The 16,479-nt window shown below is 71.5% G+C and carries 12 protein-coding genes and 1 pseudogene; 5 read left to right on the top strand and 8 right to left on the bottom strand.

Going from position 1 to position 16,479, the window contains the following annotated elements; genetic code table 11:
- Window positions 1–26: 26 nt before the first annotated feature.
- From OIE75_RS38870 to OIE75_RS38845, 6 genes are all read right to left on the bottom strand, one after another.
- Window positions 27–1,814: an ABC transporter ATP-binding protein gene (locus OIE75_RS38870; RefSeq protein ID WP_329473732.1), complete on the bottom strand. Its 1,788-nt coding sequence runs from the start codon at window positions 1,812–1,814 to the stop codon at window positions 27–29.
- 2 nt (window positions 1,815–1,816) lie between these two features.
- Entirely contained in the window at window positions 1,817–2,872 is a 1,056-nt protein-coding gene (locus OIE75_RS38865) for an iron-siderophore ABC transporter substrate-binding protein (RefSeq protein ID WP_329473731.1), read from the bottom strand.
- Between the two features lie 87 nt (window positions 2,873–2,959).
- On the bottom strand, window positions 2,960–3,820 hold the full coding sequence (locus OIE75_RS38860; RefSeq protein ID WP_329473730.1) for an ABC transporter ATP-binding protein: 861 nt from the start codon (window positions 3,818–3,820) through the stop codon (window positions 2,960–2,962).
- A 39-nt stretch (window positions 3,821–3,859) separates the two neighbouring features.
- Window positions 3,860–4,948 carry a FecCD family ABC transporter permease gene (locus OIE75_RS38855; protein ID WP_443078431.1) on the bottom strand — a complete coding sequence of 363 codons (1,089 nt, stop codon included), beginning with the start codon at window positions 4,946–4,948 and terminating at the stop codon, window positions 3,860–3,862.
- An 11-nt stretch (window positions 4,949–4,959) separates the two neighbouring features.
- Window positions 4,960–6,018, bottom strand: coding sequence for a FecCD family ABC transporter permease (locus tag OIE75_RS38850; protein WP_329473729.1), 1,059 nt, complete (start codon window positions 6,016–6,018; stop codon window positions 4,960–4,962).
- Window positions 6,019–6,029: 11 nt separating this feature from the next.
- The gene (locus OIE75_RS38845) at window positions 6,030–7,385 is read right to left on the bottom strand and encodes a lysine N(6)-hydroxylase/L-ornithine N(5)-oxygenase family protein (RefSeq protein ID WP_329473728.1); all 1,356 of its coding nucleotides are present in this window, start codon (window positions 7,383–7,385) and stop codon (window positions 6,030–6,032) included.
- Window positions 7,386–7,619: 234 nt separating this feature from the next.
- Between OIE75_RS38845 and OIE75_RS38840 the strand changes: the two genes are divergently transcribed.
- Window positions 7,620–8,567 (top strand): methionyl-tRNA formyltransferase, encoded by a 948-nt coding sequence (locus OIE75_RS38840; protein ID WP_329473727.1) that lies wholly within the window; start codon window positions 7,620–7,622, stop codon window positions 8,565–8,567.
- 74 nt (window positions 8,568–8,641) lie between these two features.
- Here the strand turns inward: OIE75_RS38840 and OIE75_RS38835 are convergent, their stop codons facing one another.
- Together OIE75_RS38835 and OIE75_RS38830 are read right to left on the bottom strand one after the other, a co-directional pair.
- A complete protein-coding gene (locus OIE75_RS38835; RefSeq protein ID WP_125492057.1) occupies window positions 8,642–8,881 on the bottom strand; it encodes a DUF5302 domain-containing protein in 240 nt (79 codons plus the stop codon).
- 39 nt (window positions 8,882–8,920) lie between these two features.
- Complete coding sequence (locus OIE75_RS38830; protein WP_329473726.1) at window positions 8,921–10,786, bottom strand: CocE/NonD family hydrolase; 1,866 nt, start codon at window positions 10,784–10,786, stop codon at window positions 8,921–8,923.
- 186 nt (window positions 10,787–10,972) lie between these two features.
- Here OIE75_RS38830 and OIE75_RS38825 point away from each other — a divergent pair.
- The 4 genes and pseudogenes from OIE75_RS38825 (at window position 10,973) to OIE75_RS38810 (ending at window position 16,399) form a co-directional block, all read left to right on the top strand.
- Window positions 10,973–11,707 (top strand): annotated as a pseudogene (locus OIE75_RS38825) (N-acyl homoserine lactonase family protein).
- 62 nt (window positions 11,708–11,769) lie between these two features.
- Window positions 11,770–12,204: a PGPGW domain-containing protein gene (locus OIE75_RS38820; protein ID WP_307018291.1), complete on the top strand. Its 435-nt coding sequence runs from the start codon at window positions 11,770–11,772 to the stop codon at window positions 12,202–12,204.
- 48 nt (window positions 12,205–12,252) lie between these two features.
- Complete coding sequence (locus OIE75_RS38815) at window positions 12,253–13,212, top strand: alpha/beta hydrolase family protein (RefSeq protein ID WP_443078477.1); 960 nt, start codon at window positions 12,253–12,255, stop codon at window positions 13,210–13,212.
- Between the two features lie 178 nt (window positions 13,213–13,390).
- Entirely contained in the window at window positions 13,391–16,399 is a 3,009-nt protein-coding gene (locus OIE75_RS38810) for a family 16 glycoside hydrolase (protein WP_329473724.1), read from the top strand.
- Window positions 16,400–16,479: the final 80 nt, after the last annotated feature.

The raw sequence follows: 16,479 nt of genomic DNA, 5'->3' as shown, positions 1-16,479 counted from the left end.
ACTAAGGCTTGCCTAACCACCCTTGTCTAACTGCCCTCTCGCCAGGCCTGCCACAGCCGCGCGTACCGGCCGCCCAGCGCCACCAGTTCCTCGTGTGTCCCCTCCTCCACGACCCGCCCGGCGTCGAGGACCGCGATCCGGTCCGCCGCCATCGCCTGGGTGAGCCGGTGCGCCACGAACAGCGTGGTCCGGCCGGCGCACGCGGCGAGCACGGCACGTTCCAGCTCGGCGGCGCCCTCGCTGCCCGCCTCCGCCGTGGACTCGTCCAGCACCACCACGGGTGAGCGGCTCAACACCAGCCGGGCGAGGGCGACCTGGGCGACCTTGGTCACGTCGAGGCGCTCACCGCCCTCCCCCACCAGGGTGTCCAGTCCCTCGGGCAGGGTGTCGACCCACCTGTCGGCGCCCACCGTCCGCAGGGCGTCGATGAGTTCGGCGTCGGTGGCCTCCGGCGCGGCCAGCCGCAGGTCGTCGGCGAGCGGCCCGGAGAAGACGTGTGTCTCCTGGGTGAGGATGGTCACCAGGGACCGCGCCCCGGCCTCGTCCAGTCCGGCCAGGTCGGTCGGCCCGACCCGCACCGACCCCGCCTGCGGAGTCCCGATGCCCGCGATCAGCGCGGCCAGCGTCGTCTTCCCCGCGCCCGTGGCGCCGACCAGGGCGAGCGAACCACCGGCGGGGATCGTCAGGTCGACGTCCCTGAGCACCGGCTCCTCGGCGCCCGGGTAGGTGAACGTCAGCCCCTCCACCCGCACCGGGTGGGCGCCGGCCGCCGCGGGCCCGACGGAGGCGTCGCCCACCAGCCGGTCCTCGGCGTCCTCGCCCACCACCCCGACCAGCCGGGTCAGGCTCGCACCCGACTTCTGCGCCTCGTCGAAGGTGAACATGATGGCGCCCAGCGGGGTGAACAGCCGGTGGAAGAGCAGCGGGGCCGCCGACACCTCGCCGAGCGTCGCGGCGTCGGCCTCCAGCAGGGCGTACCCGACCACCAGGATGAGCGTCAGGCCGATGAACTCGGCGCGGTTCTCCCGGCCGACGAACCGTCCGAAGAACCGGAACACCTCGATCCCGAGATCGCGCACCCGCCACGACTCACGGGTGACCTGCTCGCGGAAGGCGCCCTCCAGCCGGTAGGCCCGCACCGTGTCGATGCCGTTGAGACCACTGATCAGGGCCTGGGCGCGGTCGGCCTGGGCCACCCGCTGCCGCTGGTAGAGCGGGGCCGAGCGCGGGAGGTACCAGCGCAGGGCCAGCGCGTACGCGGGCAGCGCGCCCGCGCCCGCGAGACCGAGCCGCCAGTCCAGGCCGAACATGCCGGCCGTGGCGATGACGACCAGCACCCCCGCCGAGAAGACCGTGGGGACGGCCGTACGGATGCCCTTGGAGAGGACGGCCACGTCGTCGCCGACGCGGGACAGCACGTCGCCGCGGCCGACCTGCTCGACACGGGCGCTGGGCATGGCCAGCACCGCGCGGACGGCGCCCTCCCGCAGCCGCGCGAGCAGGTCGGCGCCGAGCCGCCCGATCAGATACGTCGACACCGCGGTGGCGGCCGCGCCGAGCAGCGCGGCCGCCACCATCACGGCGCCGATCGTGACCAGGACCGAGCGCGACTCGCCGCCGACGACAGCGTCGACCACCTGGCCGAGCAGCAGTACCGGGAGTACCTGGAGAGCCGCTCCGGCCACCGTGGTGAGTGCCGTGGCGAGGGTCAGCCACGGCACCTCACGGCAGTGCGCCCCGACCCAGCTGGTGGCTTCGCGTCCGGTCGCCGTACGCAGGGCGGCCGGGGCGACCCGGGTGTCCGTGGCGCTCACACCTACCCGGCCGACTTGACGAGTTCGTCGACCGCGTACGGCATCGACAGCAGGGTGCCCTGGGAGATGGCCGCGCCGACCGCCGGACCCTCGCTGTCCAGCAGGTAGGTCACCTTGCCGTTCTTCACGGCGTCGAGGTTGGTGAAGAGCTTGAACTTCTTCAACGCGTCCTGGTCCGCCTTGTCGTTGATGACGAAGACACGGTCGACGTCGACCAGGTCGACGCGTTCGGGCGAGAGCGTGGTGTAGAAGTCGCCGCCGGCGACCTCGTCGATCTTGGTCTGGTACTTGAAGCCGATGCCCGTCAGCAGGCGTCCGCGCACGTCGGTGGAGGTGAAGGGGGCCACCGAGTCCTTGTACCAGGAGAGTGCGACGGCGGTCTGGTCCGCGAACTCGGGATGGGCCTTCTTGGCCGTGTCGAGCTTGCCCTGGATGTCGGCGACCATCTTCTCGCCCTCCTCGGCCTTGCCGAGGGCCTTGGCGATGTGCAGGGCGTTGTCCTGCCACGGGGCGCTGAACGGCTCCTTCTCCGCCTTGGTGCGTCCCACGGTCGGCGCGATCTTGGAGAGCTTGTCGTAGGCGGCCTGGTCGACCTCGGAGTACACCGCGATGATCAGGTCGGGGCGCAGTGCGGCGATCTTCTCGAAATTGGGGCCGGTGTCACCGTTCTTCATGACGACCTCGGGCTTGGTGTCGCCCCACTTCTCCTTCACCCACGGCCACTGGGTGTTGATGTCGGGGCTCTGACCGGCCGGGTTCGGGTACTGGTCGACCATGCCGACGGGCTTGACGCCGAAGGCCAGGACGGTCTGGTCGTCCGTGTAGCCGACGGTGACGACCCGCTCGGGCGCCTTGGCGACCTTCGTGGTTCCGAACGCGTGCTCCACGGTGACGGGGAACGCGCCGGCACCGGCGGTCGACTTGTCGCCGCCCGCGCTGTCCGACGAATCGTCCGAGTCGGAACCGCACCCCGCGAGGAGGCCGACGCCGAGCGCGGCGGCGGAGAGTGCCGCAGCCAGTCGTCGCCATGGCGTCATACGCGTCGTTCTGAGGAGCATCCGGAGATCCCTTGCTGTCGCGCCGTCCACTGCGCCCCGTTCTGAGGGCAGCAGACCTTATCGCGCCCGAGTGAGGTTAGCCTACCCTCACCGCGACAACTCTGGGGAAACGGGGTCCAGTTCCACGTGGGCCCGCCCGATGGGCACGATGAGGGGCCGGTCCCCCACGGGGTCGTCGATCACCTTGGCGCGCAGCCCGAAGGCCTCGTGCAGCAGTTCGGCGGTGATGACCTCCCGCGGATGCCCCTGGGCCAGGATCGCCCCGTCCCGCATCACGACGAGGTTGTCGCTGTAGCGGGTGGCGAGGTTGAGGTCGTGCAGCACCATGACGACCGTGCACCCGGACTCGTGCAGGTCGTCCACCAGGTCGAGCACGTCGATGGCGTGCGCCAGGTCCAGGTAGGTGGTCGGCTCGTCGAGGAGCAGCAGGTCGGTCCCCTGGGCCAGGGTCATGGAGATCCAGACGCGCTGGCGCTGACCGCCGGAGAGCGAGTCGACCGGACGGTTCGCGAGGTCGGACACCCCGGTCATGGCCAGTGCGCGACCCACCACGGCCGCGTCGTCCGACGACCACTGCCGGAGCCAGCTCTGGTGCGGGTGGCGGCCCCTGGCGACCAGGTCCGACACCGTCAGGCCCTCCGGCGCGACCGGTGCCTGCGGCAGCAGTCCGAGCTTCCTGGCGACGTCCCGGGTCCTGAGCCCCGCGATGTCCTCGCCGTCCAGCACGACCGTGCCGCTGGTCGGCTTCAGCAGCCGGGACAGGGTTCGCAACAGGGTCGACTTTCCACAGCCGTTGGGGCCGATGATGGTGGTGATCACCCCCGGCGGGATCGCCACGTCGAGCCCGTCGATGACCGGCCGGGCCCCGTACCCGACCGCCACTCCCCTGGCGGCCAGCCGCGTGGCGCCGACCGCCGTCCCGGCCCCGGTGATGGACTCAACGGCCACAAGGCCCCCCTCTATTAGGCTCGCCTTACTTTGTACCAGCTATCGGCGGTTCGCCCGCACCAGCAGGTAGACGAGGAAGGGACCGCCGATCGCCGCGGTGACCACACCGACGGGCAGCGAGACCGGCGGTGCCGTGCGCGCCACCAGGTCCGATCCGGTCAGCAGCAGGGCGCCCACCATGCCGGAGGCCGCCAGCGGCGGCGTCGGACACCTCGCCAGCCGCATCGCCACCTGGGGCGCCACCAGGGCCACGAACGGCACCGGTCCGGCCGCGCTCACGGCCACGCCGGCCAGCAGCACGGCGCACAGCAGCAGGACCGCGCGCACCGCCCCGTAGCGGACGCCGAGACCCGCGGCGATCTCGTCACCGAAGTGCATCGGCTTGAACTGGAAGGCGGCGCACGCCACGACGGCCAGGAGTGCGAGCGTGCACCAGAGCGCCACCCGCACCTCGTCCCAGGACCGGTTGTCCAGCGAACCCACCAGCCACGCCTGGGCCCGGGCCACATCCCTGATGTCGGCGGTGACCAGCAGCCAGGTCGTGATCGCCTGCATGACGGCGGTCACCGAGATGCCGATGAGGATCAGCCGGAAGCCGTCGATCCCGCGGCGCCACGCCAGGAAGTAGACCAGCAGGCCGGTCCCGAGCCCGCCCGCGAGCGCCGCCGCCGACAGGCCCACGGAGTCGACGACGGCCGTCGCGGCGCCGCCCGACACCGTCACCAGGAACACCGCCACCGCGCCCGCGCCGCTGGTGATGCCGAGGACGTCGGGGCTGGCCAGGGGGTTGCGCGCGATGGACTGGGTGAGCGCGCCGGACACCCCGAGCGCGATGCCCACCACGAGCCCGGCCAGCGCGCGGGGCATCCGCAGGTCCAGGATGACGAACTCGTCGACCTGCTCGCCCCGGCCGACGATCGTGGCGAGGACCCGGGGCAGCCCGATGGGGAAGTCCCCGACGCCGATGGACAGGCAGAACACCAGGAAGGCCGCCGCCGCCAGCAGCAGCGTGACGCCCGCGGTCCAGGGCCGCCACACGAACGACACACCGCCGAGCCGCACTCCCGGCGCCACCGACGCGCTCACGTCCGCCCCGCCCGGCCGCACGTCCGTCCCGTCTGCCTTCACGCCCGCCCCGCTCACGTGTTCTTGAACTTTCCGCGCCACACCAGTACGGCGAAGAACGGCGCCCCCAGCAGCGAGACGACGACCCCGGCGTCCAGTTCCCCCGGCCGCACCACCAGGCGCCCCACGATGTCGCAGACCAGCAGCACCACCGCGCCGAGCAGACCGGCGTACGGCACCAGCCAGCGGTAGTCCGGCCCGGTGAGGTACCGCGCGACATGGGCCACCATGAGCCCGAGGAAGGCGATGGGGCCGCAGGCCGCGGTGGCCGCGCCCGCCAGCAGGGTGATGGCGACGACGCCGGCCGTCCGGCTCCGCGCGACGTTCACCCCGAGCCCGCGCGCCACGTCCTCACCGAGGTTGAGGAGGTTGACGGCGGGCAGCGTGGTGAGCGCGAGCAGCAGCCCGGCGGCGATGAACGCGGACACCGGCCCGATGACGTCGAATCCGACGCCGGCCAGCGAGCCCGCGTTCCAGAACCGCAGCGCGTTCAGCGAGGCCTTGTCCGTCAGTGAGACCGCCGTGGTCATCGCCGCGAGGAAGACCGCGATCCCCTGGCCGGCCAGGGCGAGCGTCAGCGGGTTGCCGGCCCCCCGGCCGATGCTCGACAGCCCGAACACCACGGCACCGGCGAGCCCGGCGCCGAGGAACGCGAGCCAGACGTACAGGAACGGGTCGGTCAGGCCGAGCAGGGCGATCCCCGACACCACGGCGAACGAGGCGCCGGCGTTGATCCCCAGCAGCCCGGTGTCGGCGATCGGGTTGCGGGTGTATCCCTGGATCAGTGCCCCGGCGGCCCCGAGGGCGATGCCGGCCACGACCGCGAGGACCGTGCGGGGCACCCGCACGGTTCGCACGATGAGCCTGATCTCGGTGAGCCGCTGGTCGGCCTCGGGTGCGGCCGTCAGCCCGTGCCAGACCTCGGCGGGGGTCAGCGCCCGCGCGCCGACGGCCAACGAGGCCGCCGCCGCGAGCACGAGCAGCACCGCCAGTACGCCCAAACCGGCAACCCGTCGGCGACGGGCCTCCGTCGTGTCCCCGGGCGCGGGGCGCTCAACCGCAGTCGTGGTCATGGCGACGTACACTAACGCGCGCCGCCGCCGGCTCCGTCGGCGATGGTCCGGGCTTCGTCGGAGGCGGACTTCAGGTTCCGGTCGACCAGGGACTCCAGGATCTCGCCCACCCTGATCGCGGTGTTGGAGAGCAGCGACGACGTGATGCCGTGCGTGTGCTCCGTGCCGCCCTGGAGGTAGATGCCGCAGCGCAGTGCGGGGTCGGTGGCGACGCGGTAGTCGCGCTCGACGCGCACCAGGCCCTCGTCGTCGCGCAGGCAGCGGTCCGCGACCTCGCCGAGCAGCCCGAGGGGGTCGGCCGGGAGGTAGCCGGTGGCGAAGACCACGACGTCCGCGTCGAGGAGCGTCTCCTCGCCGGTGACCAGGGAGGTCACGGTGGCACGGACCCGGTCGGAGGTCTCCTTGACGTCGGTGAGCCGGGAGACGTTCAGGAAGCGCAGCCGCTCAGTGCCGAGGACCTTCTCCCGGTACATCTGCCGGTACAGGTCGTCGATCAGGTCGATGTCCACCACGGAGTAGTTGGTGTTGCCGTGGTAGTCCATCAGCCGGCGTTTGACGCTGCCGGGCGCGGCGAAGTAGTCGTCCACGGCGGCCGGGTCGAAGATCCGGTTGGCGAAGCCGCTGTCGTCGGCGGGACTGTAGCCGTAGCGGGCGAAGACCGCGCACACCTCGGCGCCGGGGAAGCGGCGGTGCAGGTAGGCGACGTTCTCGGCGGCGCTCTGCCCGGCGCCGACGACCACGAACCGGGAGGGCGTGGTGCCCTCCAACGCGTCGACCCGCGCCAGCAGTTCGGAGTTGTGCCAGACCCGGTCGCCGCGCTCGACGCCCTCCGGCATCAGGGGGCGCAGGCCGGTGCCGACGACGAGGTTGCGCGCGCGGTGCACCTCCAGTCCCTGGCCCGAACGGACCGTCACCTCGAGGTGGTCGACGGCTCCGTCGCGCTCCACGGGTGCGACACCGACCACCTCGTGGCCGTAGGAGACCTGGTCGTCGACCTTGGCGGCGGCCCACTCGAAGTAGTCGTGGAACTCCACACGCAGTGGGAAGAGGTTCTTGTGGTTGATGAAGTCGATCAGCCGGCCCTTGCTCTGCAGGTAGCAGAGGAAGCTGAACTCGCTGGCCGGGTTCCTCAGTGTCACCAGGTCCTTGAGGAAGGACACCTGCATCGTCGCGTCGTCGATCAGCATGCCGCGGTGCCAGCCGAAGCGGGGCTGCTGCTCGAAGAAGCGGGCGCTGACCGCCTCCTGACTGCCGGCCTGTGCGTTGTGCTCGCGGATCGCGATCGCCATGGCGACATTGGACGGGCCGAAGCCGATGCCAATGAGGTCGTGGACCAGCGGTGCGTCATCAGGAAGAACCTGTGACATGTCACTCCCATCGTGCGGGACAGTCGCCTGTGAGGCCTGAGGGGTGCCGGAATGGGACATGCCGACGGAGCTGCCCGCCGGAAACTTAGGTTAGCCTAAGCTAATGATCTGAAGCTGTCGATAGGGCGAACCGGAGGGCACGGCCACCAACTGGGGTGTTGCGCACCGACGTTGCACACTAAGGTACGCCTTGCTCAACTTGCCGGGTCAGCCCCTGCCTTGAGGAGGTACCCCATGCGGGTCGTCATGTTCGGTTACCAGACCTGGGGGCACCGGACCCTGCAAGCCCTCCTGGACTCCGAGCACGACGTGGTACTGGTCGTGACCCACCCCAAGAGCGAGCACGCCTACGAGAAGATCTGGAGCGACTCCGTCGCCGACCTCGCCGAGGAGCACGGCGTCCCGGTGCTGATCCGCAACCGCCCCGACGACGACGAGTTGTTCGAGCGCCTCAAGGACGCGGACCCGGACATCATCGTGGCCAACAACTGGCGGACCTGGATCCCCCCGCGCATCTTCGGGCTGCCCCGTCACGGCACGCTCAACGTGCACGACTCGCTGCTGCCGAAGTACGCCGGGTTCTCCCCGCTGATCTGGGCCCTGCTCAACGGCGAGTCCGAAGTGGGCGTCACCGCGCACATGATGAACGACGAGCTGGACGCCGGCGACATCGTCCGGCAGGAGGCGGTGCCGGTCGGACCGACGGACACCGCGACCGACCTGTTCCACAAGACGGTCGACCTCATCGCCCCGGTCACCGTGGGCGCCTTGGGTCTCATCGCCGCCGGGCAGACCGAGTTCACCAAGCAGGACCGGTCGCAGGCGAGCTTCTTCCACAAGCGGTCCGCCGAGGACATCCGGATCGACTGGAACTGGCCGGCCGAGGATCTGGAGCGCCTGGTCCGTGCCCAGTCCGAGCCCTACCCCAGCGCCTTCACCTTCCACCGGGGCAGGCGGCTGGAGGTGCTCGCCGCGGTGGTCTCGCAGGGCCGCTACGGCGGTACGCCCGGCCGCGTCTTCTACCGCGAGGGCGACGGCGTGGTGATCGTCGCCGGAGCCGACGCGCGGGCGGGCCGCTGTCACGGCCTGGCCATCACGCGGGTGCGGACGGAGGACGGCCGGGAGCTGTCCGCGGCCGAGTACTTCACCTCGATGGGCGGCTACCTGACCAGCCGTCCGTGACCGGCCTCGCATGACGGACGGGGCCCGGCCGTGCTGCCACGGTCGGGCCCCGCCGCGTAGGACCGGTCGCGGCCTCAGCCGCTCTTGCGCCGGAACGACCGCTGGCTGGCGGCCGGACCGTGGGTGCCGCGGATCTTCGCCACGTCGGCGTTCGCGGCGAGGGCCGCGGCCTCCGCCTGTTTGCCGCGCTTGCGCTCCAGGGCCTCGCGGAACTTGCCCTTCAGGTCGTACTGACCGTCCTCGTCGGGTGTCAGGGCGGGGCGCTCGTCCTCCGCCGGTTCCGAACCTGCCTGCGATGAAGACTCTTCAGTCATGACGACCTCCTGGGCTCGGACAATCAGGAGCACAGCTTGTCACGGCCGGCGACCCGGAACCACCGAAAATGTCCCGGGCCCGGCCGGAAGGGTCACCGTGTACTGACTCAGGTAGGTGTCCAGGTACGGCGAACGGTCACCGGGGGTGGCGACGTCGTCGGCCGGATCGTCGAGGGCGAGCCGCAGCCTGGCGTCACTGACCCGGATCGTCTCGCCGGAGGGAGTGTCCCGCCAGGACCCGGTCTGGACCGACCCGATCTCCACGGCCAGCACGTGCCCCGCGGCCAGGGTCCAGTCGGTGGCCTTCAGGTCGACGGTCAGGCGGCCGGAGTCCACCAGGGAGACCTGTTCGTCGAACATGACGGCGGTGCCGTCCGGGGCGACGTCGTACAGCTTGAGCATGACGTTGCCCTCGCCCTTCGCCTTCAGGGACAGCCGAGGGGTGCCGGTGACCCGTACGGGCCTCTTCAGCGGCTCGGACCACACGAAGAAGCTGGAGGCGACCTCACCGTCCCGCTGACGCTCCGCCAGCTCCGCGGCCAGTCCTTCCGGGGCCGGGCGCTCGATCGCGGGGGCGTTCTCCATGTCCCACCGGCCGGTCGGCTGCGGCGGTGCCGCGGGCGTCGGCCGCCCCGGTGCGGCCAGCGCCGCGCGGGCGGACGCCCCGCCGTCGTCGACGTAGGAGCCGTCGCCGAGCGGAAGGGTCACCGACCGCTCCGTGACCGGCCAGGTGCGCTGGGCACGCCAGGCGCCGGTGGAGTCCTCGACGGCGTAGGCCGGATAACGCACCGACGGCCGCACGCCCTTGAGGTACTGGTCGTAGAACGACAGGGTCTCGTCGTACCAGCCCTCGCGGCCCATCGCCAGGCGGCCGTCACCGGTGCGGTCCCCGCCGCGCACGTGGTCCCACTGGCCGACCCAGCCGCGCTCGGGGCCCCTGTGGTTGTCGAGGTACTCCTCCATCTCCTCGGGCTTGGTGTTGTTCTCGATGAAGCCCTGCGTGACGAACAGCGGGGTGTCGCTGCCCTTCGCCATCCTCGCCAGGTCGCGGGAGGTCCAGTGCTCGTCCCGCTGGTCGGATATCCGGTAGCCGGCCGAGTTCTCGGTCAGGCACTCCGGATGGCTCTCCTCGTGCCGCGCGGCCGCTTGGTAGCGCGGGTCGTCGTCCGGCATGGGCGCCATGGTGGCGATGGAGTTGTAGGCGTTGGCCGTTCCGGTCACGTTCGGGCGGGGCACGCCGTTGGAGTAGATGTACTGGTACATGTCCCACAGCGGCTCTTGGGCGACGACGGCCTTGAGCGCGCGCTGGTCCAGGTTGTTGCCGATGAGTCCGGTGACGGCGTCGTACGACTTGCCGTACATGCCCACCGCGCCGGTGGACCACGGCTGCCTGGACGCCCAGTCGATCGCCGCCCGGACGTCCGCCTGTTCGCCCGGGCCGCCCCAGTCGAGGCACCCGGTGGAGCCGCCGAAGCCGCGCAGGTCCACCATGACGAAGGCGTAGCCCTGGTCGAACAGGTCGGTGCCCTCGATGAAGTCCTGGAAGCGGGCGGACGGGCCGGTGTGGGTCCAGCCCTCCGGCCCGGTCTGGCCCGCGTGGGCGAAGTACGGGCCGACGGACAGGATCACCGGCACCTTCTCACGCCGTGTCAGCCCCTCGGGCAGCAGGACGTCGGCGTGGAGCCGGGTGCCGGAGCGGTCGGCGGACGGGAAGTAGTGCTGGGTCCAGACCGAGCCCTCCGGGACGCGGTCGTTCTCCTCGTGCGTGACGGGGTCGGCCGTGGTGGCGGCGGGCCGGGCCTCCTCCTCGTGCGCGGCGACGGCGGGGCCGGCTGGACCGGCGGTCAGGGCGAGGGCGGCGACCAGTGCCGAGGCGCCTCGGACGGCGGCGCGACGTGCTCTCACATGCTCCTCCTTGGACGGTGGGTGCAGGTGGTGCAGGTGGTGCAAGCGGTGCAGGTGGTACCGACGGTGCAGGCTGCTGTGCAGGTTTAGCAGTGAAGCCCTCGCACGTCGATGGGGCGTCCGACTCCGGCTCTGCCGTGGGCAGATGCCGGCCGTCCCGCTCACGCTCCCCGTGACCATGGGGAGATGGCGACGAACACGGTGGTGCTCCGTCTCGACCTGGGACATTTCATCCGGCCGGCCGAGGAGACCGGCGGGCCGCGGCCGCGCGTCGAGCCCGTGCTCGCGTATCTGGTGCGGCACGAGCGGGGGCTCCTCCTCTTCGACACCGGGATGGGTGACGCCGCCGCCGGGACCGAGGCGCACTACCGGCCCCGGCGGCGGGCGCTGCGGACGGCGCTGTCGGCGGCGGGAGTCGCCCCCGACGAGATCACCCTGGTCGTCAACTGGCACCTGCACTTCGACCACTGCGGCGGGAACCCCTGCTGGCCGGCCGGCCGATCCTGGTGCAGGCCCTGGAGCCGGCCACCGCCCGCGCGGGCGGCCACACCTTCGACGAACTCGTCGACTTCCCCGGCGCGCGCTGTATGAGGAGCCCACCGGCGAGGCCGAGGTGGGGCCGGGTGTCCGGATCGTCCCGGCCCCCGGGCACACCGCGGGGCACCAGTCGCTGGTCGTCGGGCGGGACGACGGCACCGTGATCCTCGCGGGGCAGGCACACGACTTCGGTCGGAGTTCGGCTCGGACCAGCTGGCCCGCGAGGCCGCGCCGCACGGCACGGCACCGCCGCTGCCGGAGTACCGGCCCTGGCTGGACCGGCTCGCCGGCTTCGACCCCCGGCGCGTCCTCTTCGCCCACGACTGCTCGGTCTGGGAACCCTCACGCCCGTCCGGAATCGCCCGCACCGCGAACCCTGCCTAGGGTTGAGGACGCCGACCGAACCGGAGATCTTGCCGATCGCGATCGCGGGAGAGTGGGGCGACATGGCGCGCGGTGTCGAATCGATCCGGCGGACCGCACTCGGTGCCGTCGGCGCCGTTCTGCTGGTGATCGGCGTCGCCCTCCTGGTGCTGCCCGGCCCGGGCCTGCTGCTCGTCTTCGCGGGGGTGTTGCTGCTCTCGCGCGCGATCCCGGCGCTGGACCGGTTCGTCGCCCCCGCCCGGGCGCGGGCGATGCGCGCCGCCGAGGAGAGCGTCTCCTCCCGCTGGCGGATCGCCGGGGCGGTGCTCGTGGGTCTGTTCCTCCTCGCCGCCGGCGTGGTGTGGGGCCTCTTCCCCGAGCTGCCGTTCTCCGGATGGGCCACCGGGGCGAGTCTGATCATCTCCGGCTGCGTCCTCTTCGCCCTGCTCGTGTGGAGTCACCGCCGCGTTCAGGCGCAGCGCCGGGAGGCAGAGCCTCCCGCGGACCGCGCGCGTTGACCAAACGGGACAGTGTTCCGTATATTAAACGGGACATTGTTTCGTTTCCTGCCGCGCGAAGGACACCTCACCGTGCACGCCACGCTTCCCACACCCGTGCTCTCCGTCGCCCCGGTCACGCTGCCCGCCCCCGGCCGCGCCGTGGACCTCCAGGTCCGGGTCTCCGCGCCTGTCACCGGCAGCGAGCTGCCGGTCGTGCTCCTCTCGCACGGACAGGGCCAGTCGAACCACCTCTCCTCCCTCAACGGCTACGCACCCCTCGCCCACTACTGGGCGGCACACGGCTTCGTCGTGATCCAGCCGACCCACCTCAGCTCCAGGAGCCTCGGCCTGGACCCCGGCACCCCCGGCGCACCCCTGTTCTGGCGCTCCCGCGCCGAGGACATGACGCACGTCCTCGACCGGCTCAACGTCCTGGAGGAGGCGGTCCCCCAGCTCTCCGGCCGACTGGACCGGGGCCGGGTCGCCGTGGCCGGGCACTCGATGGGCGGGCACACCGCGAGCCTGCTGCTGGGCGCCCGGCTCACCGATCCGGACGACGGCACGGAGGTGGACCTCACCGAGCCCCGCATCAAGGCGGGCGTCCTGCTGGCCGCGCCCGGCCGGGGCGGCGACGCCCTCAGCGGGTGGGCGGCGGCCAATCTGCCGTTCCTGCTGACCACGGACTTCTCCACGATGACGACGCCCGCGCTCGTGGTCGCCGGCGACAAGGACGACTCGCCCCACCTCACGGCCGGCGGGCCCGAGTGGCACGCCGACCCCTACTTCCTCGCCCCGGGCCCCAAGTCCCTGCTCACCCTCTTCGACGCCGAGCACGGGCTCGGCGGGATCGCCGGGTACGACGTCGCCGAGACCACCGACGAGAACCCCGGGCGGGTGGCCGCGGTGCAGCGGCTCACCTGGGCCTACCTGCGCGGCGCGCTGTACGCGGGGGACACGGCCTGGCGGTCGGCTTGCGCGGAGCTGACGGCCGGACCGAACGCGTCCGCGCGCCTCGAGTCCAAGTAGTAGCCCCAACCACGCTTCGGAGCAGCCCACTTCGAGCGCCGAGAACTTTGAACACATCGATGACAAAGTATGGACATGCCAAGCGGAAGTCTCCTACCTTTGCGGCGGAACCACCGTCCTGCCGCTCATGACCGGAGCGATTTCCGGCACGGTCCGGTCCCCACTCACTGGAGGACCAATGCCCCCACGGCTGTTCTCGCGCGCCCGAAGACACCTCATCCTCCTGCTGGCGTCAGCAGTGTCCGCCGGCGGCGTCCTGGCGGCCCCGGCCTCCTCCGCGGCCCCGGCGGACATCCCGCCGCAGGAACCCGGGGTCACCATGCGGGTGTTCGACGTCCAGACGCCCCTGAACGAGCTGTGCACCCTCAAACCGGGCCAGACCCCCAACCACGACAAGCTGATGCCGACGGTCGACTGGTCCAGTACGGCCGACTTCGGCGGCATCGCCGACAACTTCGTGACGGAGGCGTCCGGTTACCTGGTCGCCCCCCGCGACGGCACCTACGCGTTCCGGCTCGTCAGCGACGACGGCTCCCGGCTCACGCTGGACGGCGCCACGGTGATCGACCACGACGGCCTGCACGGCGCCGAGCCGAAGGACGGCACGGCCGAGCTCACCGCCGGCGCGCACCCGCTGCGCGTCGAGCACTTCGACCGCGGCGGCGGCCAGCAGCTGCAACTGTCCTGGATGCCGCCGGGAGAGAGCGGCTTCAGCGTCGTCCCGCAGGAGGCGCTGAGCACCGACGCCGGGGTCGTCCGGGTGACGGCGCCGGGCCGCAAGGAGTGCGAGGCGGGCACCGACACCCCCGGCGACGGTCTGCCGCTGAACTCGGTACGCCCCGACCTGACCCTCACCGACCTGCGCCCCGACGGATTCGAGCCCCAGGTCAGCGGCATGGACTGGCTGCCCGACGGACGTCTCGCGATCAGCACCTGGGGCGGCACCGACAACGTTGCCGGGGAGGTGTATCTCCTCGACAACGTCACCGGCGCGACCAGCCGCGACAAGGTCACCGTCAAGAAGGTGGCCGAGGGGCTGCGCGAGCCGATGGGCATCAAGTACGTCGACGGCGCGCTCTACGTGTCCCAGAAGCACGAACTCACCCGGCTGGTCGACGAGGACGGCGACGAGGTGACCGACGAGTACCGCACGGTCGCCACCTGGCCGTACGGCGGCAACTTCCACGAGTTCGCCTTCGGGCTGCTCTACCGCGACGGGTACTTCTACGTGAACCTCTCCGTCGCCATCGACCTCGGCGGCGCGACCACCACACCGCAGCCCGCGCCGGGCCGCGGGACGACGTACAGGGTCAGCAAGAAGACCGGGAAGATCAGCCCGGTCGCGGGCGGGCTGCGCACGCCCAACGGCATCGGCTGGGGCCCCGGCGGCGACCTCTTCGCCACCGACAACCAGGGCGGATGGCTGCCGTCCTCGAAGCTCGTCCACGTCAAGCAGGACCGCTTCTTCAACCACTACACCGAGCCCGCGGGCCCCTTCGAGAAGTCCCCGGTCACCGAACCGGTGCTGTGGCTGCCGCAGAACGAGATCGGCAACTCGCCCTCCACGCCGCAGTACGTGAGCAAGGGCACCTTCGCCGGTCAGATGCTGATCGGCGACGTCACCTACGGCGGCCTCCAGCGCGCCTACCTGGAGAAGGTGAGGGGCCAGTACCAGGGCGCCGTCTTCCGCTACACCCAGGGCCTGGAGGCCGGGGTCAACCGGATCTCCGTGGGCCCCGACGGCGCGGTCTACGCCGGCGGTCTCGGCGCGGACGGCAACTGGGGACAGGAGGGCAAGCTGAAGTTCGGTCTGCAGAAGCTGACGCCGAACGGCGGCAACACCTTCGACATCCAGAAGATGCGGGCCGTACCGGGCGGCTTCGACCTCACGTACACCCAGCCGGTCTCCGAGGAGACCGCCGCGGAACTCGCCGACCGCTACCGGGTCGAGCAGTGGGGCTACACGCCGACCGCCGACTACGGCGGCCCGAAGATCGCCGAGGAGGAGCTGGCCGTGCGGTCGGCGACCCTCTCCGGCGACGGGCGGACCGTGCGGCTGCGGCTGGACGGGCTCAAGCCGGACCGCGTGGTGCACGTGCGCTCCCCGCGTCCCTTCAGCTCGGAGTCCGGTGAGGCGCTGTGGAGCACCGAGGCCTGGTACACGCTCAACGAGATGCCCGGCAAGCAGCCCCCGCCGGCCACCCTGTACGAGGCCGAGGAGGCCCGCCTGACGGGCAAGGCCGGCATCGACACCGACCACGCCGGCTACTCCGGCAGCGGGTTCGTCGACCGCTACGCCACCGAGGGCGGGGTAGCCACGACGTTCGACGTGACCGTCCCGAAGTCGGGCACCTACGACGTGGGCCTGCGCTACTCCAACGGCCCGAACCCCTTCGAGGGCACCAAGTCGCTGTCCCTGTACGCCAACGGGAAGAAGGTGCGGCAGACGCGGCTCGAGTCCACCGGGGACTGGGACACCTGGTCCACGCGCACCGAGCGGCTGAAGCTGCGCGCGGGCCACAACACGGTGTCCTACCGGTACGACGCCGGGGACACCGGCCACGTCAACCTCGACCTGGTGACCGTGCACCCGCGGGGCGCCCGCGTCGCCCTGTTCGACGGCACCGCGGCCTCGCAGGAGCAGTGGCAGCACACGGACGGGCGGCGGGTGGCCTGGCCGCTCGCCGAGGAGAAGTCGATGGAGGTGTGCTGCGGTGACATCCGTACCAAGGACGCCTACCAGGACTTCAAACTGCACGTGGAGTTCCGCGTCCCCCTGCTGCCGCCCGACGTGACCGGCCAGGACCGCGGCAACAGCGGCATCTTCCTCCAGGACCGCTACGAGCTGCAGATCCTCGACTCCTACGGTGACACCACCCTGGACACCAACGAGGCAGGTGCGATCTATCTCAAGAAGGCGCCCGACACCAACGCGGCCGCGGCCCCGGAGACCTGGCAGACGTACGACGTCGTCTTCCGTGCCGCCCGCTTCGACGACGGCGGCCGCAAGACCGCCGACGCGCGGGTGACGGTGGTCTGGAACGGCCAGAAGGTCCACGACGACATCGTCCTCGACGGGCCCACCGCCTCCGGCCGGGCCGAGACACCGTCGGCCGGGGCGATCCGGTTGCAGGACCACGGGAACAAGGTCCGTTTCCGGAACATCCGGGTGGAACCCCTCACCTGACCGGCGAGCGTGCGGGGCGGCCCCTGACGGCCGCCCCGCACCTCCCGCTCCGGGTCGGAGGGCGTCGCTCGGTAGGGTGA

This window comes from Streptomyces sp. NBC_01723, assembly GCF_036246005.1.
Taxonomy (GTDB): Bacteria; Actinomycetota; Actinomycetes; order Streptomycetales; family Streptomycetaceae; genus Streptomyces.
This window is presented reverse-complemented; position numbering and strand designations above follow the sequence as displayed.